Raw genomic sequence first — 20597 nt, 5'->3', positions numbered from 1 at the left:
CAAACGGCACCCCCTAGTTCAGCAGGCCCTTGTCCGTGAGATAGGTGCGGGCGACGTCGGCGGGCAGCCGGCGCCAGCTGTCGACCTGCTGGTTCATGGACGCCAGGTCGGCCGTTGTCAGGACGTCACCCAGCGTGCCGAGCGCCTTGGTCACGCCCTCGCCGCCCGCGCGGGAGCGGTTGACGACCGGGACGACGTAGTCGGCGTTCTGGAGGTGCTTGTCGTCGGCGAGGAGCACCAGGCCGAACTGGTCCAGGGTGGCGTCCGTGGTGGTGGTCAGCACCATCTGGTCGCGGCCCGCCTGCACGGCGCGCTTGGCCTGGGTGGTGCCGACGCCCTTGGGGTCGACGCCGGTGATGTCGATGCCGTAGACCTTCTTCAACCCCGGTTCGCAGTACGGCCGTTGGACGCACTCGTCGCCCGCCGCGAGGCGCACCTTCAGCCCCGAGGCGCCCAGGTCGCTGAGGCTCTTGAGGCGGTGTTCGCGAGCGTAGTCGGCGCGTACGGCGAAGGCGTTCTGGTCGACGGCTCGGCCGGGCGGCAGGACGGTGAGGCCGCGTGGGGTGGCGAGCCGGCGCAGGGCCCGCATCGTCGCGTCGAGGTCGGGTGAGCCGACGGGGGTGGCGTCGGCGCCGTGGGTCTTGGCGTTCAGCCAGTCGGCGAGGGTGGCCGCGTACTCGGGCACGACGTCGATCTGGCCGGACTCCAGCGCCGGTTCGTACAGCTCCCGGTTGGCGACCGTGATCATCGAGGTCTTGTAGCCGGCCCGGTTCAGGAGCTGGGCGTACAGCTGGGCGAGCAGGTCGCTCTCGGTGAAGCCGGCGGAGCCGATCGTGAGGTGGTGGCTGTCGCCGGGCGGTGCGGTGACCTCGCCGCGGTTCTCCAGGGAGGGGCCGGTGGCGCAGCCGGTGAGGGCGAGGAGGAGGGCGGCGGGCAGGGCTCTTCTCATCGGCCGCCCCGGGCCCACACCGGTGCCAGCCGTTCGGCGGTCTCGAAGACGCCCTCGACGACGAGCGCGAACGCGGCGACCAGGATCGCGCCTGCCACCACCTGGGGGGTGCTGGCCAGGTTGAACCCGGCGGTGATGATGCGGCCGAGGCCGCCGCCGCCCGCGAGCGCGGCGATGGTGGCGGTGGCGACGAGCTGGACGGCGGCGATCCGCACCCCGGTCATGACCAGCGGGAGCGCGAGGGGCAGCTCCACGCGCAGCAGCATCTGCGCTCCGGTCATCCCCATGCCCCGGGCCGCCCGGACGACGCCGCGGTCGACCTCGCGCATGCCGACGTAGGCGTTGGTGAGCAGCGGCGGGACGGCGAACAGCACCAGTGCCACCACGGTGGGCCCCTCGCCCCACCGGCCGACCGGGGTGAGGAGCAGCAGCACCAGGACGGCGAAGGTGGGCACGGCACGGCCGATGTTGGAGACGTTCACGGCGAGCGCGCCGCCCCGGCCGAGGTGGCCGAGGACCAGGGCGACCGGGAGTGCGACGGCGCAGCTGACGGCGAGGCAGACGACGGTGAGGACGAGGTGCTGGAGCAGCCGGTGCCGGATGCCGTCGTCGCCCGACCAGTGCGCGGGGTCGGTGAGCCAGTGCCAGGCCGCGGTGAGCGTGTTCATCGCCGGGCCGCCGTCCGGTCGTTCATGTGCGGCCCGCCCGCGTACCGGGGAGCCGGGTGCGCGGCCGCCCGCGTGCGGCGGGCGTGCGGGCCCGGCCGGCCCTCGTCCACGGTGTGACGAGCCGCTGCACGCCGAGCAGGAGCAGGTCGGCGGCGACGGCGATCAGCACGCACAGCACGGACGCGGTGAGCACCTGTGCCTTGAAGTAGGTGTTCATGCCCGCGTAGATGAGGTTCCCGAGGCCGCCGAAGCCGACGATCGCGCCGACCGTGACCAGCGAGACCGCCGACACGGTGGCGATGCGCAGCCCGGCCATCGCGGCGGGCAGGGCGAGCGGCAGCTCGACGGTGAGCAGGAGGCGGACCGGGCCGTAGCCGAGGCCCCGCGCGGCCTGCCGGGTCTCCTCGGGGACCGCGCGCAGACCCGCGAGGATGTTCCGGACGAGGAGGGTGAGGGAGTACAGCACGAGTCCGGCGACGACGAGGGTGGCGGACAGGCCGTACACCGGCAGGAGCAGGGAGAACATGGCGAGCGACGGGATCGTGTAGAGGATCGTCGTCGCGGCGAGGACCGGTCCCGCGGCCCAGCCCCAGCGGCGGGCCAGCACCGCGAGCGGCAGGGCGATGACGAGCCCGATGAGCACCGACAGGGCGGTCAGGCGGAGGTGCTGGGCAGTCGCGTCGAGCAGGATGTGCCGGCGGGTGCGCAGATAGGCGCCGCAGATCCAGGCGTTGCGTGCGAGGCAGTCGTGCGGCGGGGTGGTCACCGTCTCATTGGACCGGGTGGGCGAGCGCGGGGCGCGTTGTGCTGGCCCGTACGGGGCGCGGGGCCGTGTCGGCCTGCGGCTGCGACGGACGCGGGCCGCCGACGGCCGGTCAGTCCATCCCGGCCGCGTCCATCAGCGCGGTCACCGTCGTCACGGCCAGTCCGTCCGCCAGGTGTTCCACCCGCGCGCCGGCCCGCGCGCTGGCGCCGTCGAAGACCAGGACGAGCTGGCGGGCGAGCAGTTCGGGATCGCGGGCGCCGCCGCGCTCGGCCTCGGCACGGAAGCTCTCGGTCAGCCGCTGTTTGACGGCGCGGGCGACCACGCTCGCCGGGTGCTCGGGGTCCTTCAGCTCGACCAGGACGGCCAGGTAGGGGCAGCCGTGGTAGTCGGGGTCCGCGGCGGCCTCGGTGACCTGTTCGAAGACGTGGCGGATGCGCTCGCGCGGGGTCGCGTGGTCCGGGTCGGGGTGCGCGAGGCGGGCCTCGTACCGCGGGATCCGCCGCTCCAGGCTCGCGGCCAGCATCGCGTCCTTGCTGTCGAAGAGCTGGTACATGGACCGCTTGGAGACGCCGGCCTCCCGGCACAGGGCCTCGATGCCGATGCCGACGCCGTCACGGTAGGAGAGCCGCGCGGCCGCGTCGAGCAGCCGGTCGCGGGAGGACGCCTTGTCGGGGGTGGTGGCCATACGGCGAGGTTACCCGGGCGACGGGCCAGGCGGAAACCGATCGGTGTATTTACGTGACACGGACACTGAACAAGCGCTTAGATAGGAGCTGGACCCCGCTCCCGACCCGCCGGAGGCCCCGTTGTTCACGTCCGTCGACGACGTCTCCGCCCGCCTCGCCGAGACCGGCTACCTCGCCTCGCCCGCCGTCGCGACGACCGTGTTCCTCGCCGACCGGCTGGGCAAGCCGCTGCTGGTCGAGGGCCCCGCCGGGGTGGGCAAGACCGAGCTGGCCAAGGCCGTCGCCCAGGTGGCCGGGGCCCGGCTGGTCCGGCTCCAGTGCTACGAGGGCGTGGACGAGTCCCGGGCGCTGTACGAGTGGAACCACGCCAAGCAGCTGCTGCGCATCAGCGCGGGCCGCGACGAGAACTGGGACGAGACCCGCACCGACATCTTCAGCGAGGAGTTCCTGCTCCCCCGCCCCCTGCTCACCGCCATCCGCGGGGACGAGCCGACGGTGCTCTTGATCGACGAGACCGACAAGGCCGACGTCGAGATGGAGGGGCTGCTGCTGGAGGTGCTCAGCGACTTCCAGATCACGGTCCCGGAACTGGGCACGGTCACCGCGACCCGCCGCCCGTTCGTCGTCCTCACCTCCAACGCCGGCCGGGAGCTGTCCGAGGCGCTGCGCCGGCGCTGCCTGTTCCTGCACATCGGTTTCCCCGAGGAGGAGCTGGAGCGGCGGATCGTCCGGCTGAAGGTGCCGGGCCTGACCGAGGCGCTGGCCGGGTCGGTGGTCCGGGTGGTCGGCGCGCTGCGGGCGATGGACCTGCGCAAGGCGCCGTCCGTCGCCGAGACCGTCGACTGGGCGCGCACCCTGCTGGCCCTGGGCGCGCAGGCGCTGGACGAGACGGTCGTCCGGGACAGCCTCGGGGTGATCCTCAAGCACCAGGACGACATCCAGAAGGCGGCGGCGAAGCTCGACCTGGACGCCCTGTGACCGAGGTCGCCGAGCGGATCACCGGCCTGGTCGGGGCGCTGCGCGCGCACGGGATGCGGATCGGCACCGGCGAGAGCGTGGACGCGGCCCGCGCCGCGCGCGAACTCGGGTTCGCGGACCGGGAGTTGCTGCGGGAGGGGCTGGCCGCGACGCTGCTGCACGCGCCCGGGCAGCGGGCGGTGTTCGACCCCGTCTTCGACCTGTACTTCCCGCGCGCGGTGGGCGGCCCGGACGGCGCCGGATCCGGCCGGGACGAGCTGCGCGACCGCCTGGCCGAGGCGCTGGCCGCGGGCGACCGGGTGTCGATGGCCCGGCTGGCGGCCGAGGCCGTCGACGGCATGGGCGGATACGGCGGTTCACCCGGCTCCGACGGCTTCTCGGCGTACCAGACCCTGGACCGGCTGCGCCCGCAGACCCTGTTGGCACGCGTGCGTGCGGACATCCGGGGCGGGAGCGGTGACGGCAGCGGCGACGGCTTCGCGGACCGGCTGCTGGACGACGAGATCCGCGGCCGGATCGAGCAGTTCCGGCGGATGGTCGGCGCGGAGGCGCGGCGCCGGGTGGCCGAGCGGCGCGGGCGGGACGAGATCGCCCGGCGCGGTGTCGTACCGACCGCGGACCGGGTGGACTTCCTGTTCGCGGGCCGGGACCAACTGGCCGAGCTGCGCAGGGCGGTTCGGCCGCTCGCGCGCAAGCTCGCCACCCGACTGGCCGCGCGCCGGCGCCGGGCCGCGCGTGGCTCGGTCGACCTGCGCCGCACGCTGCGCTCCTCGCTGTCCACGGGCGGGGTGCCGATGCGGCCGGTGCTGCGCCGGCGCCGCCCGGTCCGCCCCGAACTGGTCCTGCTGTGCGACGTGTCCGGCTCGGTGTCGGGATTCTCGGACTTCACGATGCTGCTGGTGCAGGCGCTGCACGACCAGTTCAGCAAGATCCGGGTGTTCGCCTTCGTCAACCGGCTGGACGAGGTGACCGCACTGCTCGACCACGGCCGGGCCGACCCGGACGGGCTGAGCGCCCGCATCCGCGCCGAGGCCACGCTGACCGGCTGGCACGGCAGCAGCGACTACGGCGTGGCGCTGGGCGAGTTCGCCGAGCGGTACGGCGCCGCGGTCGGCCCGCGCACGACGGTGTTCGTCCTCGGGGACGCGCGCACCAACATGAGCGATCCGAACCTGGCCGCCGTGCGCGAGGTCGCGCGGCGGGCCCGGCGGGTGTACTGGCTGAACCCGGAGCCCCGGGACCGCTGGGGCACCGGCGACTCGGCCGCGCCCGCCTACGCGGAGCTGGTCGGGATGCACGAGTGCCGTACGGCCCGTCAGCTCAGCGCATTGATCGCGCGGCTGCTGCCGGTGTGATCGACTGGTACGCGACGACCGCGATCCGTATCTGAACCGCGCCCGACCGGCGCCGAAGGACGTACGCCATGAACGCCTCCCCCGTCTCGCTCGGCACCTTTCCCACCCCCGTCGAACCCGCGCCCCGGCTCGCCGCCGCGCTCGGGCTCGGCCCGGAGGACCTGTGGATCAAACGGGACGACCTGACCGGTCTGGGCGGCGGCGGGAACAAGATCCGCAAGCTGGAGTGGACGGCGGGCGCGGCGCTCGCCGAGGGCGCCGACACGCTCGTGACCACCGGCGCCCCGCAGAGCAACCACGCCCGGCTGACCGCCGCCGCGGCCGCCCGGCTGGGCCTGGCCGCCGTGCTCGTGCTGCGCGGCACGCCCGGCGCCGCACGGTCCGGGAACCTGGCCCTGGACGGGCTGTTCGGGGCGCGGATCGCCTGGGCGGGCGAGGTCGACCAGGCGGGGCTGGACGCGGCGGCGGCCGACGTGTGCGCGCGGCTGCGGGCCGAGGGTGCCCGGCCCGCACTGATCCCGTTCGGCGGGTCGGGCGTGCTCGGCGCCCGGGGTTACGTGCGCTGCGGCGAGGAGCTGGACGAGCAACTGCCCGAGCTGCGCACGGTGGTGGTCGCGCTCGGCTCGGGCGGCACCATGGCCGGGCTGGTCGCGGCCCTGGGCGCGGGCGCGGTGCTCGGTGTCGACGTGGGCGCGCTGGCCGACCCGGCCGCGGCGGTCGCGGCGTTCGCGACGCCGCTGACGGCGCGGCAGGTCACGGCCGAAGAGCTGCGGGTGCGCCGGGACCAGGTGGGCGGCGGGTACGCGACGCTGACCGGCCCGGCCGCCGAGGCGCTGCGGCTGGCCGCCCGTACCGAGGGCCTCGTCCTCGATCCCGTCTACACCGGCCGCGCCCTGGCCGGCCTGCGCGCGGCCGTCGCCGACGGCGGCATCCGGCCGGGCGAGAAGACGGTCTTCGTGCACACCGGCGGGCTGCCCGGCCTGTTCGGGCACGCGGACGCGGTGGCGTTCGCGGAGGAGGGGGCGACGGAGTTCGCCGGTCACGCGGGCTGAGCGGGACCGGGGAGGGACCGCGGAAAAATTCGGCGCGCCCATCGCGAGTTCGCCCGCGCCGGGCACGACCACGGCGCGGCGAACTCGACCGGCCCGTCGGTGCGTTGCGTCATCGGCACCTCTGCGCGCACATCGGTGCCGATCCCCCCGCGACCCGCGCCCCCGCACCACGCCGGCCGGCCCGCCGTTGCCAGCGCGCAGCACGTCGTACGCGACCGGCTGCGCGCCGACGACGACCGTGCCGGCGCGCGGCCGTCGGCGGAGGCGGGCGGGCACGTACGTCCCCTCGCTCGGCGTGCCGACGCCGTACCCGCCGAAATCCCGGCCCCGCCGGCGCACGGACTCGGTGACCCGGCCCGGACCCCTGAACCGGCGAGACTCCGTGATCCCCGGCCCGACGGCACCGCTCGGACTCCATTCGCGGGTCGGGTGGCCCGTCCGCCCGGCGGCGCGGGGCGCCGGCCGCTAGGTTGGGCGGCATGAGCAACCTTGACCGCGCGCCCGTGCCCAGTGTCTGCGGCGGCCGTGGGTTCGTCGTCGCCGAACCCGTGCGCGAGCTGCTGAGCCCCCGTCATGTGAAGCTGGGCGAGTCGACCGAGGTGCGCCGGCTGCTGCCCAACCTGGGCCGGCGCATGATCGGCGCGTGGGCCTTCGTCGACCACTACGGCCCGGACGACATCGCCGACGAGCCCGGCATGCAGGTCCCGCCGCATCCGCACATCGGCCTTCAGACGGTGAGCTGGCTGCACGACGGCGAGGTACTGCACCGCGACTCGACCGGCAGCCTGCAGACGATCCGCCCCAGGCAGCTGGGCCTGATGACCTCGGGCCACGGGATCAGCCACTCCGAGGAGAGCCCGCGGCCGCACGCCCGCTTCCTGCACGGCGCCCAGCTCTGGGTCGCCCTGCCGGACGAACACCGGCACACCGCCCCGGAGTTCGAGTTCCACCCGGACCTGCCGACGGTCACCGCTCCGGGCCTGACCGCCACGGTGATCCTGGGCGGCCTCGACGGCTCGGCCTCCCCCGGTACGACGTACACCCCGATCATCGGCGCGGACCTCGCCCTGACCCGGGGCGCCGATGTCCGCCTCCCCCTGGAGCCGGACTTCGAGTACGGCGTGCTCGCGATGTCCGGCGAGGTACGCGTGGACGGCGTGCCGGTGCTCCCCGGCTCGATGCTCTACCTCGGCTGCGGCCGCACCGAACTGCCGCTGCACGCCGAGTCGGACGCGGGAATCATGCTGCTGGGCGGCGAGCCGTTCGCGGAGGAACTCGTCATGTGGTGGAACTTCGTCGGACGGTCCCAGGAAGAGATCGTGGAGGCCCGCGAGGACTGGATGAAGGGGGCCCGCTTCGGCGAGGTGCGGGGCTACGACGGAGGCCCACTGCCCGCACCGGAACTGCCGGCGACACCGCTGAAGCCGCGTGGAAGGGTGCGTTGACCCTCCAACTCGGCTGACACGTACCTCTGTTGACTGTAGCGAAGCAGCTCAGCCGGGACAGCGTGTCGTCGTCATAGCCGGCCACGGACACCTCGCCCGGGACGGCGACCCCGGCGCGGGTCAGCGCGGCCGGGACACCGATGGCGCACCGGTCGTTGAAGGCGACGACCGCGCTGGGCAGCCGGGGCCGTCGAGGAGATCACGGGCGGCGCGTTCGCCGGCCGCCTCGGTCCTGTCCCCGGCGAGGACTCGGACGCGGTCGGCCATTCCGTCCCGGCGCATGGCGGCGCGGTAACCGCGGCGCCGGGCCGTGGCGATGACGTCCTGGCCGCCGTCGACGTGCGCCCTCGCCGAGATCGACCCCGGAGCGAGGGGCTCGCCCTGGCCGCCAGGAACCCCCACAGCGCCGCGGCAGGTCTGTGATCCATATCCGGCGCGGCCCCGATCCCGTGCACGTCGATGCCGTCGGCCCAAGCGGGGCCCGGCGTGACGTCGCCTCGCCGCCCGGGTCCCGGCGCCGTGTGTCCGGAGCCGGGACCGGTCGCGCCACGCGGGATGTGACGGCGCCGCTCGCCGACCTGAGCCTCAATCTGGTCGACACCTACAACTCGGCGCGGTTCGGCGTGCGTTCTTCGACGACTGCCTGGTCGCCTGGTTCCTGACGCCGGTATCGCCGATTCCCGGCCCCGGTGACCTTCACCGCCGAGACCGCGAGCCGGGGACCGGGCTCACTCCGAGGGTTCGCACAGGCGCACGGCGAGGGCGGCGATGTCGTCGTCGAGGCGTCCTCTGCTGTAGCGCAGGAGGTCGCGGTGCAGCGCCGTGAGCAGTTCGTGCGGCGGTGTCGGGGGCTGCCGGCTCATCCAGGCCGCCAGCGGGAAGAACTCGCCGTCGTGGGCGCGGGCCTCGGCGACCCCGTCGGTGTAGAGGAGCAGCAGGTCGCCGGGGACGAAGTCGTACGTGTCGACGTGGTAGTGATCGCCGATCAGGTCCGCGAGGTTGAGCAGCGGCGAGGGGGCGGTGGGTTCGAGGGCGCGGAGTTCGCCGTGGTTCAGGAGCAGCGGCGGGGGGTGTCCGCAGTTGAGGATCCCGATGCGCCCGCCCCCGTGCGGGATCTCGACGAGCAGGGCGGTGGCGAAGCGCTCGGTCGGCCCCTCGGAGGGAAAGGCGGCGTTGTACCGGGTGCTGCTGGCGTCCAGCCGGCGCGCGACGCCGACCATGTCGGCCTCGCCGTAGGCTGCCTCCCGGAACGCGTTGACGATCGCCGCGGCCGCCCCCACCGCCGGCAGGCCCTTGCCCCGGACGTCACCGATGAGCAGCCTGACCCCGAAGCGCGTGTCGACCACCTCGTAGAAGTCCCCGCCGATGCGGGCCTCCGCCGCGGCCGCGAGATACAGCGACTCGATCTCGACGCCTCCGAGGCGGTGCGGCATGGGGCTGAGCACCACCTGCTGGGCCGCGTCGGCGACGAGCCGCACCTGGAAGAGGGTCCGCTCCCGCTGGAGCCGGACGTGGCTGCCGTACGCGGCCGCCACGGTGACCGCGATGATCCCCGCGGCCGTCCACCACGTCCCCAGTCCGGGGAACACCAGACTGAGCCCGATCATCAGAAAGAGGCAGACGGTGCCCAGCAGGACGGTGGGGAGCACCGGCCACATGGAGGCGGCGAGGGCCGGCGCCGCGGGCAGGAGGCGGCTGAAGGCCATGTCCGGAGGGGTGGAATAGGCCAGGCTTGCGATGACGACGGTCAGGACGACCGGCGACAGCCGCACAAAACTCCCCCGGCCGCGGCGGTGGCGGGGCCGCGGCCGCCCAAGCTCGATCACACCCCACAGAATATCTACGCATTCCGGGCATAGCGCTCCGACGGATCAGCGACAGCCCCCGGCCGCGGCCTGCGGAGGCCCCGTTCTAACCGGTCGCGAGATCGGCCCAGCGGGTGACCCCGCCGGGATGGACGCGTATGCCGTGCCGCGTGGCGAGGGCGTGGACGATCGTCTCGCCCCGGCCGTGCTCGTCCGGATCGACCCCGGCGAGGGAACGGCCCGTCGCGAGGTCGGGTCCCGCGTCGGTGACCGCGATGCTCATCGTGCGGTCGCCGTCGTCCGGGCTCCAGGACACCCGCAGCACGGCCGGCGGGCGGGCGTGGATGATCGCGTTGGTGACCAGCTCGGACACCACGAGGAGCGCGTCCTCGACGACGCCCGGGGGCAGGCTCCAGTCGGCGAGGACCGCCGCCGTGGACCGGCGTACGGCGGTGACGGCGCCGGCGACGGGCGGTACCGGACACACGTGGTGGTAGGCCGCCCGAAGCAGCGTGTTGAGCTGTGCCGCCATGGTCTCTCCCGGTGATGTGAGCGACCGGTGCGACGCCGTGTCCCGGCGCATACCGGCTGAGCAGCAAGTTACGGAGACAATTCGGACAGGTCAATGAACGGCGGTCGGCATTACCGAACGCGGATCTCCCGGGGCCTACGGGGCCCGGCCCGCCCGTACGGCGAAGCCCCCGAAGCGGTAATAGGCTCGCCTCATGGCCGGACCGGTCCAGTCGATCGAACGGGCGGCGGCGATCCTGCGCCTGCTCGCCGGCGGGCCCCGCCGCCTCGGGCTCGGCGAGGTCGCCGCCTCTCTGGGACTGGCCAAGGGCACCGCGCACGGCATCCTGCGCACGCTTCAGCACGTGGACTTCGTGGAGCAGGACGCGGCGACCGGGAAATACCAGCTCGGCGCCGCCCTGCTGCACCTCGGCACCAGCTACCTGGACGTCAACGAGCTGCGCTCGCGCTCTCTGAACTGGGCCGATGCCCTCGCCGCCCGCAGCGGAGAGGCGGTTCGCCTGGGCACGCCCCTGGAGGGCAGGGTGCTCGTCGTCCACCACGTGTTCCGGCCGGACGACACCTTCCAGACCCTGGACGTGGGCTCGCTGCTGCCCTTGCACGCCTCCTCGCTGGGCAAGGTGCTGCTCGCCTACGGGACCGCGACGATCGAGGCCGGCGGGGAGACGGGGCTGGAGGCGTACACCCGGCACACCCTCGTCGATCGCGAGCAGCTCACCCGGGCGCTCGCCGAGGTCCGGGAACTGGGCTGGGCCGCCGAGATCCAGGAGATGAGCATGGGCGAGGCCGGGCTCGCCGCCCCGATCCGCGGGCACGGCGGCCTCGTCGTCGGCGCCGTCGGACTGTCCGGGGCGGTCGAGCGGATCTGCGACAGCCAGGGCCGTCCCCGCCCAGGTCTGATCACCCTGATCCGCGAAGCCTCGCGGGCGATCTCCCGGGACCTCGGAGCCACCCGATGGTAGGCCGGGCCGGCCGCCTCCTCGACCCCTCGGAAGGCAGACCCGATCATGGCTGAACGGTATGTAATGTCCATCGATCAGGGCACCAACTCGACCCGATGCATCCTCTTCGACCGCCGCGGGCGGCTGGTCTCGGTGGCGCAGAAGGAGCATCAGCAGCACTTCCCCGAGCCCGGCTGGGTCGAGCACGACGCGGTCGAGATCTGGCAGAACCTCCGGCGCATCGTGCCCGAGGCCCTGTCCGTCGCCGGTGTCGAACCGGGGCAGGTCATCGCCATCGGTCTGGCGAACCAGCGCGAGACGACCGTGCTCTGGGACCGGCGGACCGGCGCCCCGCTCGGCCGGGCGATCGTCTGGCAGGACACCCGCACGGCACCGCTCGTCGAGGAGCTGAGAGAGAACCCCGGCGAGGAGTTCTTCCTCGAACGGTGCTGTCTGCCGCCCTCGACCTACTTCTCGGCGCTGCGGCTCCGCTGGCTGTTCGACCACGTCAAGGGGCTCCAGCAGCGCGCCGACGACGGCGAGGTGCTGTTCGGAACGATGGAGAGCTGGCTGATCTGGAACCTCACCGGGGGCCCCGAAGGGGGCCTGCACATCACCGACGCCACCAACGCCAGCCGCACGATGCTGATGAACATCCGCTCGCTGACCTGGGACGACGAACTGCTCGCCTTCTTCGGAGTGCCTCGCTCGATGCTGCCCGAGATCCGGTCGTCCGCCGAGCTGTACGGCGATGCCCGCGCGCTGCTGCCGGGCGTCGCCATCACGGCCGCGCTGGGCGACCAGCAGGCCGCGCTCTTCGGCCAGACCTGCTTCTCCCCCGGCGAGGCGAAGTGCACGTACGGAACGGGCAGCTTCCTGCTCCTCAACACCGGCGCCGACATGGTGCGGTCCCGGCACGGGCTCCTCACCACCGTCGCCTACAAGATCGGCGACCAGCGGCCCGCCTATGCCCTGGAGGGGTCGATCGCCGTCACCGGAGCGCTCGTCCAGTGGTTCCGGGACCGGCTGGGCCTGATCAGCAGCGCTCCGGAGATCGAGACCCTCGCCCGGACGGTCGAGGACAACGGCGGCTGCTACATCGTCCCCGCCTTCTCGGGGCTGTTCGCGCCGCGCTGGCGCAGCGACGCCCGCGGGGTCATCGTCGGCCTCACCTCGTACATCACCAAGGGGCACCTGGCGCGGGCCGTGCTGGAGGCCACCGGGTGGCAGACCCGAGAGGTCGTCGACGCCATGAACGCCGATTCCTCGGTCCCCCTCCAGCAGCTCAAGGTGGACGGGGGCATGACCGCGGACAACCTGCTCATGCAGTTCGTGGCCGACGTGCTGGACGTGCCCGTGGTGCGGCCCATGGTCGCCGAGACGGTCTCGCTCGGCGCCGCGTACGCGGCCGGGCTCGCCGCCGGCTACTGGCCGGACCTGGAGGTGCTGCGCCGCAACTGGCACCGGGCCGGGCAGTGGCTGCCCGACATGGACCCCGCGCTGCGGGAGGCGGAGTACGAGAACTGGCGTCGGGCGGTGGAGCGGTCCCTGGGCTGGGCCCGGCCTCCCCGCTCCGCCGACCCGGGCCCGCCGTGACGCCGGACCGGCCCGCCCGGCGCCGTGCCGTGCGGTGCCGTCAGCGCAGTACCGCGGCCCAGGGGGCCGGCGAGAGGTCCGTGCCCGTGACGGTGCCCGTGCCCGTGCCGGTCAGGATCCGCCGCAGCGAGGTGGCCGCCGTGCGGGCCGAGGCCGGTGTCGCCGACGGGCACAGGGCCGCGACGACGTAGTGGTTCAGGGCGTCGTCGATCGGGCTCGGTTCGAAGCCGGTGCCGTCGGAGTTGAGGCGCTCGTACTTCATGAGGTTCCAGCCCACGGCCACCTGGCGGCTGCCGTCGGGGCTGGACAGGGCGACGGTGCCGGCGCCGAAGACCGCGCCGTCGTGCCCCCAGAAGCGGCCGCAGCCGGTCACGTCGACGGCGTAGATGCCGAGTCCGTAGTTCATGCCGACCGCCGGGACCGTGGTCTGCATCTGCCGGAGGGCCTCGGGTCCGACGAGCCTTCCGCCCAGCAGGGCGCGGTAGAACCGGTTCAGGTCGTCGGTGGTGGAGACGATCGCGCCCGCCGTGTACGCCCAGGACATGTCGTAGACGCTGTAGTCGCGCGGCGGGTCGATCAGGCCGTAGAAGTTCTCGTACATGCGGGCGTGCGGGCCCTGGATGTACGCGGAGCGCGGGTAGGAGGTGTGCCGCAGTCCGGCCCGGTCGATGACGTGGCGGGTGATGTACGCCTCGGGGTCCTGGCCGGTGACCTTGGCGAGCAGCAGTCCGGCGATGACGTAGTTGGTGTTGGAGTACGACCACTTCTCGCCGGGCCGGCCGGTGGCGGGCGCGGCCAGTCCGAGCCGGACCAGTTCCTCGGGCGGGACGGAGCGGAAGCGGTCCTCGTCGAGGCTGGCGGTCGACCCCTGCGCGAGCGAGGGAAAGGCGCTCAGGACGTAGTCGCCGATGCCGCTGGTGTGGTTGAGCAGCATGCGGACGGTGATCTCGCGGCCGCGCTCACCCGGGATCAGGTCCGGCAGGTAATCGCCGATGGGCGCGTCGAGGCGGATCCGGCCGCGCTCGACCTGCTGGAGGACGGCCACGGCGGCGAACGTCTTGCTGATGCTGCCGATCCGGTGCCGCATGTCCGCACGCACCGGGCGGCCCGTGTCCTCGTCGGCGACCCCGGACGCGCCGGCCCACCGGTCGGAGCCGTCGCGCACGGAGGAGTAGATGCCGTACATGCCCGCGTCGTGCACCGCGTCGAGCGTCCGGCCGAGCGACGCCGGGTCCATCGCGGCCGGTGCGGCGGCCGGTCTCGCGGCGGCGGACGCGACCGGCGCCGCGACGGTCAGCAGCAGCGTGGTGGCCAGGGCTGTTCCGAATAACCGGGGGATGCGCAAGGGATGTCCCTTCCGTGACGGACGAACATGACCCGGACATCCTCATCGGGGGTGGGCGGCCCTTGCATCCTCCCCGCGGATGATCACACCCCTGAGGTCACTTCTGCCAACCCACCGTCTCCGGGAGCGGGTTGTAGAAGATGGTCGCGCCGATGTTGGCGAGGCCCTTCTTCACGGCGTAGGTCGAAGGACCGCTGTACAGCGGGAGGAAGGCGTACTGCCGCAGAGCGTCGCGCTCGACCTTGTTGACCGCCGTGATCTGCCGGTCGCGGTCGGCGATGGCGCCGGTCGCGCGGATCTCCTTGTCCAGCGCGGGCGTGCCGGCGCCGGTGATGTTGGAGTCACGGTCCGAGCAGTAGAAGTCGCACAGGTAGCGGGCGCCGAACGGGTCCGTGGAGCGGTTGCCGGAGACGAACAGGTCGAACTTGCGCCCGCTGAGGATGCCGGCGAAGTCTGCTTCGTCGGCCTTGTTGATGACGAGCCGGATGCCGGCCTGCTTCAGCATCGCGGCGAGGGCGCCGGCCGTGGCCTTGCCCAGCGGGTCGTCGCCGAGGAGCGTGTAGCCGATCTCCAGCTTCCTGCCGTTCCTGGCCCGGACGCCGTCGCTTCCGGGCTTCCAGCCCGCCGCGTCGAGTTCCCTCCGCGCCTGCGCCGGCGCGTACGTCAGCACGGCCGAGACGTTGTCCTGGTAGCCCTTCTGGAAGCTGTACAGCACGGCCGAACCGGGCAGCGGCTCCCGGTAGTCGAGGCCCTGGAACTGGATCTTCGCGATCTGGGTGCGGTCGACGCTCTCCTCGACGGCCTTGCGCACGGCCCTGTCCGCGAGGAGCGGGGACTTGGTGTTGAGGTAGAGGGAGTACTCGAAGGGGCTGCCGCCGCGGCGGATCTCGGTGCCCTTGAGCCCCTTGACCTGCTTGAGGCTCTCGGCGTCGACGGCGGGGACGGAGTCGAGCTGGCCGTTCTTGAAGGCGTTGACCGCGGCGGTCGATTCCAGGTTGACGTAGACGCGCTTGTCCAACTTGCCTTTCCGGCCCCACCACTTGGGGTTGCGGACGAAGGTGATGTTCCCCGAGTGGGTGTCCCAGGAGCCGACCGTGTACGGTCCCGCGCCCCACTCCGGGTGGGCCTTCTTGACGTAGGCCTTGTCGAAGTTCTCGACCGTGGCCGCCTTGGGGTGCAGGAAGGTCGTGAACAGGCTGGACCAGGAGGGGTCGACGCCCTTGAAGGTGAGCACGGCCTGCTTGGCGTTCTCGCCCTTCTCGACGGAGGTGATCCGGTCGTAGCCGTCCGTGGACGAGGCGGCGTAGGCCTTGTCCGAGCCGTTGTTCGCCTGCCAGGTGGCCCTGATCGCGGTCCAGTCGATCGGGGTGCCGTCGTTGAAGACGGCCTTCGGGTTGATGGTCAGCGTGACCTTCTGGTCGCCGCCCTCGACGGACACCTTCACATCGCTGAAGTAGTCGGGGTTGTACTGCACGTCGCCGGTCGGCGAGTAGGTGATCGCGTCGGCGTTGTACCAGGACCACACCCGGCTCGCGGTCAGCGTCGCGTTGACGTTGAACGGGTTGCCCTGGTCGTCGAAGGTCCCGGCGGAGGTGTAGGTGCCGCCGTCCTTGATCCGGTCGTACGGCGTGGGGTCGTAGTCGGCGGCCCCCGACGCCGCAGCCGGGGTGTCCTTCGCGTCCGAGCCCGTGCCGGACGAGGACCGGCATGCGGTGGCGGTGACGGAGATCGCGGCGAGGAGGGCGACGGGCAGGGCCAGTCGTGCGCGCATGACAGATCGTTCCTTCTGGGTCGGCGGGGGGTGCGGAAAGTGGACGCGGTGCCGGAGACGGGCGGGTCAGACCGCGTGGCAGGCGTACTGGTGGCCGGGGCGGCCGGGCACCGGGGCGGGCGCGGGGCGCTCGGTGCGGCAGCGCTGCCGTACGGTGTCGTCGGCGCGGCGGTACAGCGGACAGCGGTCCACGAAGACGCAGCCGGCGGGCAGTCGGGCGGCGCCGGGCTGCTCGCCCTCCAGGACGATGCGTTCGCGGGCGCGCTCCCGCGCCGGGTCGGGCACCGGGACCGCGGACAACAGTGCCCGGGTGTAAGGGTGTTGGGGGTCGGCGAAGACGGCCTCGGTCTCGCCGGTCTCGACGATGTGGCCGAGGTACATCACCGCGATGCGGTCGCAGACGTACCGGATCACGGCCAGGTCGTGCGCGACCACGAGGTAGGCGAGGCCGAGCTGGGCCTTGAGGCGTGCCAGCAGGTTGATCACCCCGGCCTGCACGGAGACGTCGAGGGCGGACAGCGGCTCGTCCAGGGCGAGCAGCTTCGGCTCCGTCGCCAGGGCGCGGGCGATGCCGACCCGTTGGCGCTGGCCCCCGGAGAGCGCGGCCGGGAAACGGGCGCCCGCCGTGTCGTCCAGGCCGACCAGGGCCAGCAGTTCGCGCACCCGGGTGCGGATCGAGGCGCGGTCCCGGCCGGCGGCCCGCAGGGGTTCGGCGAGGAGCTGGAAGACCGGCATGCGCGGGTCCAGGGCGCCGAGCGGGTCCTGCATGACGATCTGGACGTCCTGCCGCAGCGCGCGGGCGCGCGCACCGGGGGCGAGCGTGGCGACGTCGGTGCCGGCGATCTCGATCCGGCCGCCCTCGGGCCGCCGCATCCGCAGGATCTCCATGAGCGTCGTCGTCTTGCCGCTGCCGGACTCGCCCACGAGGCCCAGGGTTTCGCCGGCGCGCAGCTCGAAGCCGACGCGGCTGACGGCGTGCAGCGTGCCGATCCGGCGTTTGAGGAGGGCACCCTTGGTGACCGGGAAGGTCTTCACGAGGTCCTCGACGCGCAGCACCACCTCACCGGCCCCGGCCCGGACCGCGGGCACCCCGCCGTCGGCCGGTGCGGCGCCGCCCGCCGGGTCGAGGGTGCCGTCGGCGATCTCCTCGGCCCGCAGGCAGGCCACCTGCCCGTGCCCGCCGACGTGACGCAGCGCGGGTTCGTCGGCGCGGCAGGCGTCGAGGGCGACGGCACAGCGGCTCGCGAAGGGGCAGCCGGCTGGCAGGCCGACCAGGGAGGGCGGTTCCCCGCCGATGGGCACGAGAGGCCGGCGCTCGCCGCCGTCCACGGTCGGTACGGCGGCGAGCAGCCGCGCGGTGTACGGCATCGTCGGCCGGCGGAACAGCTCCTCGACGCCCGCGTGTTCCACGAACCGGCCCGCGTACATGACGGCGACGTCGTCCGCGTGGCCCGCGACGACCCCGAGGTCGTGGGTGATGAGGACGAGTCCGGCGCCGGTCTCGCGCTGCGCCCGGCGCAGGACGTCGAGGATCTGCGCCTGGACGGTGACGTCGAGCGCGGTGGTGGGCTCGTCGGCGACGAGGACGGAGGGCCGGTTGGCGATGGCCAGGGCGATGACCACGCGCTGGCGCATGCCGCCGGAGAACTCGTGCGGGAAGGCGGCGGCGCGGCCGCGCGGGTCCGGGATGCCGACGAGGTCGAGGAGTTCGACGGCCTGTTCCCAGGCGGCGCGCCGGGTCAGGTCCTGGTGGACCCGCAGGGCGTCGGAGAGCTGTCGGCCCACGGAGAAGATCGGGGTGAGTGCGGAGAGGGGGTCCTGGAAGACCATGCCGATGGATCTGCCGCGGACGCGGGACAGCTCCCGGTCGTCCAGGCCGATCAGGTCCCGGCCCTCCAGCAGCACATGGCCGCCGACGTCGGCGGAGGGCGGCAGCAGGCCCATGATGCCCGTCGCGGTGGCCGACTTGCCGGAGCCGGACTCGCCCACGATGCACAGGGTGCGGCCGGGCAGCAGGTCGAAGCCGATGCCGCGTACCGCCTCGACGGGGCCGGCCTCGGAGGGGAAGGAGATCCGCAGGTCGCGCACGGAGAGCACGGGGGTGGGCGCGCCGGCGGCCGCGGGGCTGGGCGCAGGGGTCGCGAGGGTCATCGTCGGCCTCCCGCCGAGCCGGTCACGGACGTGGGGTCGAGGGCGTCGCGCAGTCCGTCGCCGATGAGCGTCATCGACACGGTGAGCAGGACGACGAGTCCCGCGGGGAAGGCGAACAGCCAGGGGGCGCTGGTGACGGTGCCCGCGCCGTCCGCGAGCATCGTGCCGAGGGAGACGTCCGGGGTCTGCACGCCGAACCCGAGGAACGACAGGGCGGTTTCGCTGAGCACGGTCGTGACGACGCCCAGGGTGAGGTTGACGATCAGCAGGGAGCCCAGGTTGGGGATGATGTGGCGCAGGACGATGCGCAGCGGGCCGACGCCCATGAACCGCGCCGCCGTCACATAGTCCCGCTCGCGCAGCGAGGTCGAGACGGACCAGATCACCCGCGCGGTCGGCATCCAGCCGAACACGGTGAGGACGACGATCAGGACACGCCAGTCGCCGGCGAGCCGGTGTGAGACCAGGGCGAGGATGAGGAACGACGGGACGATCAGCAGGAAGTGGACGAGGGCGAGGGTCGCCCGCTCGACGCGGCCGCCGGCGTAGGCGGCGCCGGCGCCGACGAGCGCGGCGACGACGATCGTCAGCACGGACACGCTCACCGCGATCACCAGGGAGCGCTGGAGCCCGTGCACGGCGCAGGCGTAGATGTCGTTGCCGCCCTGGTTGGTGCCGAACCAGTGCGCGGCGCTCGGCGGCCGGGTGAGCGCGGTGAAGTCGGCGTCGGTGTAGGCGTAGGAGGTGAACCGGTCGCCGACGGCGCTGAACAGCACCAGCAGCAGGAGGATGACCACGCCGGCGACGGCGGGGCGGTTGCGGGTGAAGCGGCGCAGATAGAGCAGGCCGAGGCCGAGGTCGGTCCGCTGCGGCGCGGGGTGGGCCGCCGTACCGGACGGGGCGTCGGACGTCGTGCGCGCCGGGGCGTTCGGGGTCGCGTCGGTGGCCACGTCAGCTCACTCTCACTCTCGGGTCGAGGAAGACCGTGGCGATGTCCGCGAGGATCGCGCCGATCGCGGTGAGGGCCGCGGCGAAGGCGGCCGTCGCGACCGCGCCGTGCACGTCGTTCTTGGCGATGGTCTGGACGAAGTAGCGGCCCATGCCGTTCCAGCCGAAGACCGTCTCGGTGATGACGGCACCGGTGAAGATCGCGGGGATGCCGAACGCCACGGAGGCCGCCGTCGGGATGAGCGCGGCCCGCAGCGCGTGCCGGCGGATCGCCTGGCCGCGGGTGAGCCCGGTGGCCCGGGCGGTGCGCACGAAGTCGGCGTCGATCGTGTCGAGGAGCAGCGAACGCTGGGTCAGGTGGTACCCGACGTACCCCATCAGGGTCAGGGTCAGGGTCGGCAGGATCAGGTGCAGCAGGCGGTCGCCGATGACCGGGAGTGTTCCGGTGACGTCGGGGGAGTTCTCCCCGGCGACGTAGAGGAAGTGCAGTCCGGCGTGCTGGTTGAGCCAGATGGCGACGAAGACCACCGCGAGCGCGGCCACGGACGTCGGGACGTTGAGCACCGCGATGGACACCGCCTGCGAGATGCGGTCGGCGAAGCCGTACTGCCGGGCCGCGGTGTACACGCCGAGCGCGACGCCGACGACGACGGACAGGACCGTCGCGACGAGGACCAACTCCGCGCTGACCAGCGCACGGTAGCCGACCTCGCCGTTGACGGAGACGCCCGTGGGTGACTTCCCCCAGTCGAAGTGGAGGACCACCGAGGTGAGCCAGTCCCACCAGCGGTGCACCAGCGGGACCCGCGGGTCGAGGCCGTACGGCGCGAGGGCCCGGTCGATCTGGGCCTCGCTGCGGACGGGCCGCAGCTCCTTGAAGTTGGACCGGGGGTCCAGGAACCAACTGGCCAGGAAGTACGTGGCGTTGGTCGCGACCACGATCATCAGCAGCCAGCCGGCCGCTTTGCGCAGCACGGAGCGGACCATCCGCAGCACCTCCCCAGGGCGTGATCATCACTTTGGTTCGTACCTTGCGGAGAAGGCCAGGCCTCGGCCGGTCCCGCCATGAGGCCGACATACTGCCGCAGCAAACGGTCCGGAATACCCGGCATTTCGGGGGGTGTCGGCGCGCCTCGGTGTTACACGGAGTCAGGCGTCCGCGACGGTCGCCGTCACGGGCGTTCCCGTCTCCACCGTGCGGCTGACCGTGCAGAGCCGGTCGTGGGAGGTCTTGACGGCCCGGGGCAGGATGGCCCGGGCCCGCTCGGCGCCCTCGCCGTCGGGGAACGTGACGTGGAAGGTCACCGCGAGGTCGGTGAGGCGGTTGCCGAGGTCGTCGTCGACCTTGGTGCCCTGCACGGCGACGGTGAAGGACGTGGGCTCCGCGTGCCGGGTGGTCGCGACGTCCACGTCGACCGCCGTGCAGCCGCCGAGCGCCGCGAGGAGCAGTTCGACCGGGGTGAACTCGGTGTCCCCGGCGGCCCCGGTGCCGAAGGAGACGGAGCCGCCGCGGGCGTTCGTGGCCACGAAGCGGCCGGTGCTGGTGCGCTCGACGGTCACGGAGCGCAGGGAGTCGTCGGTCATGCGGGCGACCCTAGCGCCGTGGACCG

At 73.1% G+C, this 20597-nt stretch carries 18 protein-coding genes; 6 read left to right on the top strand and 12 right to left on the bottom strand.

The window, feature by feature from the left end; all coding sequences use genetic code 11:
• Positions 1–13: 13 nt before the first annotated feature.
• The 4 genes from ACFC8N_RS35435 to ACFC8N_RS35420 form a co-directional block, all read right to left on the bottom strand.
• Complete coding sequence (locus ACFC8N_RS35435; RefSeq protein WP_376292949.1) at positions 14–949, bottom strand: ABC transporter substrate-binding protein; 936 nt, start codon at positions 947–949, stop codon at positions 14–16.
• Complete coding sequence (locus ACFC8N_RS35430) at positions 946–1617, bottom strand: ABC transporter permease (RefSeq protein ID WP_356032928.1); 672 nt, start codon at positions 1615–1617, stop codon at positions 946–948. Before ACFC8N_RS35430 ends, ACFC8N_RS35435 begins: the two co-directional genes overlap by 4 nt.
• Positions 1618–1639: 22 nt before the next feature.
• A complete protein-coding gene (locus ACFC8N_RS35425) occupies positions 1640–2383 on the bottom strand; it encodes an ABC transporter permease (protein ID WP_376292947.1) in 744 nt (247 codons plus the stop codon).
• Positions 2384–2492: 109 nt separating this feature from the next.
• Positions 2493–3068: a TetR/AcrR family transcriptional regulator gene (locus ACFC8N_RS35420; RefSeq protein WP_356032932.1), complete on the bottom strand. Its 576-nt coding sequence runs from the start codon at positions 3066–3068 to the stop codon at positions 2493–2495.
• 121 nt (positions 3069–3189) lie between these two features.
• Between ACFC8N_RS35420 and ACFC8N_RS35415 the strand changes: the two genes are divergently transcribed.
• The 4 genes from ACFC8N_RS35415 (at position 3190) to ACFC8N_RS35400 (ending at position 7899) form a co-directional block, all read left to right on the top strand.
• Positions 3190–4047, top strand: a complete 858-nt coding sequence (locus ACFC8N_RS35415) for a MoxR family ATPase (RefSeq protein WP_356032934.1) — start codon at positions 3190–3192, stop codon at positions 4045–4047.
• 53 nt (positions 4048–4100) lie between these two features.
• Positions 4101–5402, top strand: coding sequence for a VWA domain-containing protein (locus ACFC8N_RS35410; protein WP_376293049.1), 1302 nt, complete (start codon positions 4101–4103; stop codon positions 5400–5402).
• Between the two features lie 68 nt (positions 5403–5470).
• A complete protein-coding gene (locus ACFC8N_RS35405) occupies positions 5471–6454 on the top strand; it encodes a pyridoxal-phosphate dependent enzyme (protein WP_356032936.1) in 984 nt (327 codons plus the stop codon).
• A gap of 479 nt (positions 6455–6933) precedes the next feature.
• Positions 6934–7899, top strand: a complete 966-nt coding sequence (locus ACFC8N_RS35400) for a pirin family protein (RefSeq protein ID WP_376292942.1) — start codon at positions 6934–6936, stop codon at positions 7897–7899.
• Positions 7900–8627: 728 nt separating this feature from the next.
• On the opposite strand, the gene ACFC8N_RS35395 is transcribed toward ACFC8N_RS35400, so the two are convergent.
• Together ACFC8N_RS35395 and ACFC8N_RS35390 are read right to left on the bottom strand one after the other, a co-directional pair.
• The gene (locus tag ACFC8N_RS35395) at positions 8628–9671 is read right to left on the bottom strand and encodes a PP2C family protein-serine/threonine phosphatase (RefSeq protein WP_376292939.1); all 1044 of its coding nucleotides are present in this window, start codon (positions 9669–9671) and stop codon (positions 8628–8630) included.
• A gap of 139 nt (positions 9672–9810) precedes the next feature.
• A complete protein-coding gene (locus ACFC8N_RS35390; protein WP_376292938.1) occupies positions 9811–10236 on the bottom strand; it encodes an ATP-binding protein in 426 nt (141 codons plus the stop codon).
• 193 nt (positions 10237–10429) lie between these two features.
• Between ACFC8N_RS35390 and ACFC8N_RS35385 the strand changes: the two genes are divergently transcribed.
• Both ACFC8N_RS35385 and glpK read left to right on the top strand, forming a co-directional pair.
• Positions 10430–11197 carry an IclR family transcriptional regulator gene (locus ACFC8N_RS35385; protein WP_356032944.1) on the top strand — a complete coding sequence of 256 codons (768 nt, stop codon included), beginning with the start codon at positions 10430–10432 and terminating at the stop codon, positions 11195–11197.
• 45 nt (positions 11198–11242) lie between these two features.
• Complete coding sequence (gene glpK / locus ACFC8N_RS35380; protein WP_376292936.1) at positions 11243–12772, top strand: glycerol kinase GlpK; 1530 nt, start codon at positions 11243–11245, stop codon at positions 12770–12772.
• Positions 12773–12812: 40 nt separating this feature from the next.
• Here glpK and ACFC8N_RS35375 read toward each other — a convergent pair whose 3' ends face one another.
• The 6 genes from ACFC8N_RS35375 to ACFC8N_RS35350 form a co-directional block, all read right to left on the bottom strand.
• The gene (locus ACFC8N_RS35375) at positions 12813–14117 is read right to left on the bottom strand and encodes a serine hydrolase domain-containing protein (protein WP_376292934.1); all 1305 of its coding nucleotides are present in this window, start codon (positions 14115–14117) and stop codon (positions 12813–12815) included.
• 97 nt (positions 14118–14214) lie between these two features.
• Positions 14215–15888 carry an ABC transporter family substrate-binding protein gene (locus tag ACFC8N_RS35370; protein ID WP_376292932.1) on the bottom strand — a complete coding sequence of 558 codons (1674 nt, stop codon included), beginning with the start codon at positions 15886–15888 and terminating at the stop codon, positions 14215–14217.
• 66 nt (positions 15889–15954) lie between these two features.
• On the bottom strand, positions 15955–18039 hold the full coding sequence (locus ACFC8N_RS35365; RefSeq protein ID WP_376292930.1) for a dipeptide ABC transporter ATP-binding protein: 2085 nt from the start codon (positions 18037–18039) through the stop codon (positions 15955–15957).
• Positions 18036–18884, bottom strand: coding sequence for an ABC transporter permease (locus tag ACFC8N_RS35360; protein WP_376293046.1), 849 nt, complete (start codon positions 18882–18884; stop codon positions 18036–18038). Before ACFC8N_RS35360 ends, ACFC8N_RS35365 begins: the two co-directional genes overlap by 4 nt.
• Positions 18885–18990: 106 nt before the next feature.
• Entirely contained in the window at positions 18991–19974 is a 984-nt protein-coding gene (locus tag ACFC8N_RS35355) for an ABC transporter permease (RefSeq protein ID WP_362819420.1), read from the bottom strand.
• Positions 19975–20136: 162 nt separating this feature from the next.
• Positions 20137–20571, bottom strand: coding sequence for an OsmC family protein (locus ACFC8N_RS35350; protein WP_362819419.1), 435 nt, complete (start codon positions 20569–20571; stop codon positions 20137–20139).
• Between the last annotated feature and the right edge of the window lie 26 nt (positions 20572–20597).

It is taken from the genome of Streptomyces sp. NPDC055966 (assembly GCF_042269865.1).
In the GTDB taxonomy this organism is placed as follows: domain Bacteria; phylum Actinomycetota; class Actinomycetes; order Streptomycetales; family Streptomycetaceae; genus Streptomyces.
The sequence above is the reverse complement of the archived record's forward strand: the minus strand, read 5'-3'. Positions and strand labels throughout refer to the sequence as shown.

Coding starts and splice junctions, on each gene's coding strand:
- ACFC8N_RS35435 (WP_376292949.1), bottom strand. CDS start 949: ATGAGAAGAGCCCTGCCCGCCGCCCTCCTCCTCGCCCTCACCGGCTGC.
- ACFC8N_RS35430 (WP_356032928.1), bottom strand. CDS start 1,617: ATGAACACGCTCACCGCGGCCTGGCACTGGCTCACCGACCCCGCGCAC.
- ACFC8N_RS35420 (WP_356032932.1), bottom strand. CDS start 3,068: ATGGCCACCACCCCCGACAAGGCGTCCTCCCGCGACCGGCTGCTCGAC.
- ACFC8N_RS35410 (WP_376293049.1), top strand. CDS start 4,101: ATGCGGATCGGCACCGGCGAGAGCGTGGACGCGGCCCGCGCCGCGCGC.
- ACFC8N_RS35405 (WP_356032936.1), top strand. CDS start 5,471: ATGAACGCCTCCCCCGTCTCGCTCGGCACCTTTCCCACCCCCGTCGAA.
- ACFC8N_RS35400 (WP_376292942.1), top strand. CDS start 6,934: ATGAGCAACCTTGACCGCGCGCCCGTGCCCAGTGTCTGCGGCGGCCGT.
- ACFC8N_RS35390 (WP_376292938.1), bottom strand. CDS start 10,236: ATGGCGGCACAGCTCAACACGCTGCTTCGGGCGGCCTACCACCACGTG.
- ACFC8N_RS35385 (WP_356032944.1), top strand. CDS start 10,430: ATGGCCGGACCGGTCCAGTCGATCGAACGGGCGGCGGCGATCCTGCGC.
- glpK (WP_376292936.1), top strand. CDS start 11,243: ATGGCTGAACGGTATGTAATGTCCATCGATCAGGGCACCAACTCGACC.
- ACFC8N_RS35370 (WP_376292932.1), bottom strand. CDS start 15,888: ATGCGCGCACGACTGGCCCTGCCCGTCGCCCTCCTCGCCGCGATCTCC.
- ACFC8N_RS35365 (WP_376292930.1), bottom strand. CDS start 18,039: ATGACCCTCGCGACCCCTGCGCCCAGCCCCGCGGCCGCCGGCGCGCCC.
- ACFC8N_RS35355 (WP_362819420.1), bottom strand. CDS start 19,974: ATGGTCCGCTCCGTGCTGCGCAAAGCGGCCGGCTGGCTGCTGATGATC.
- ACFC8N_RS35350 (WP_362819419.1), bottom strand. CDS start 20,571: ATGACCGACGACTCCCTGCGCTCCGTGACCGTCGAGCGCACCAGCACC.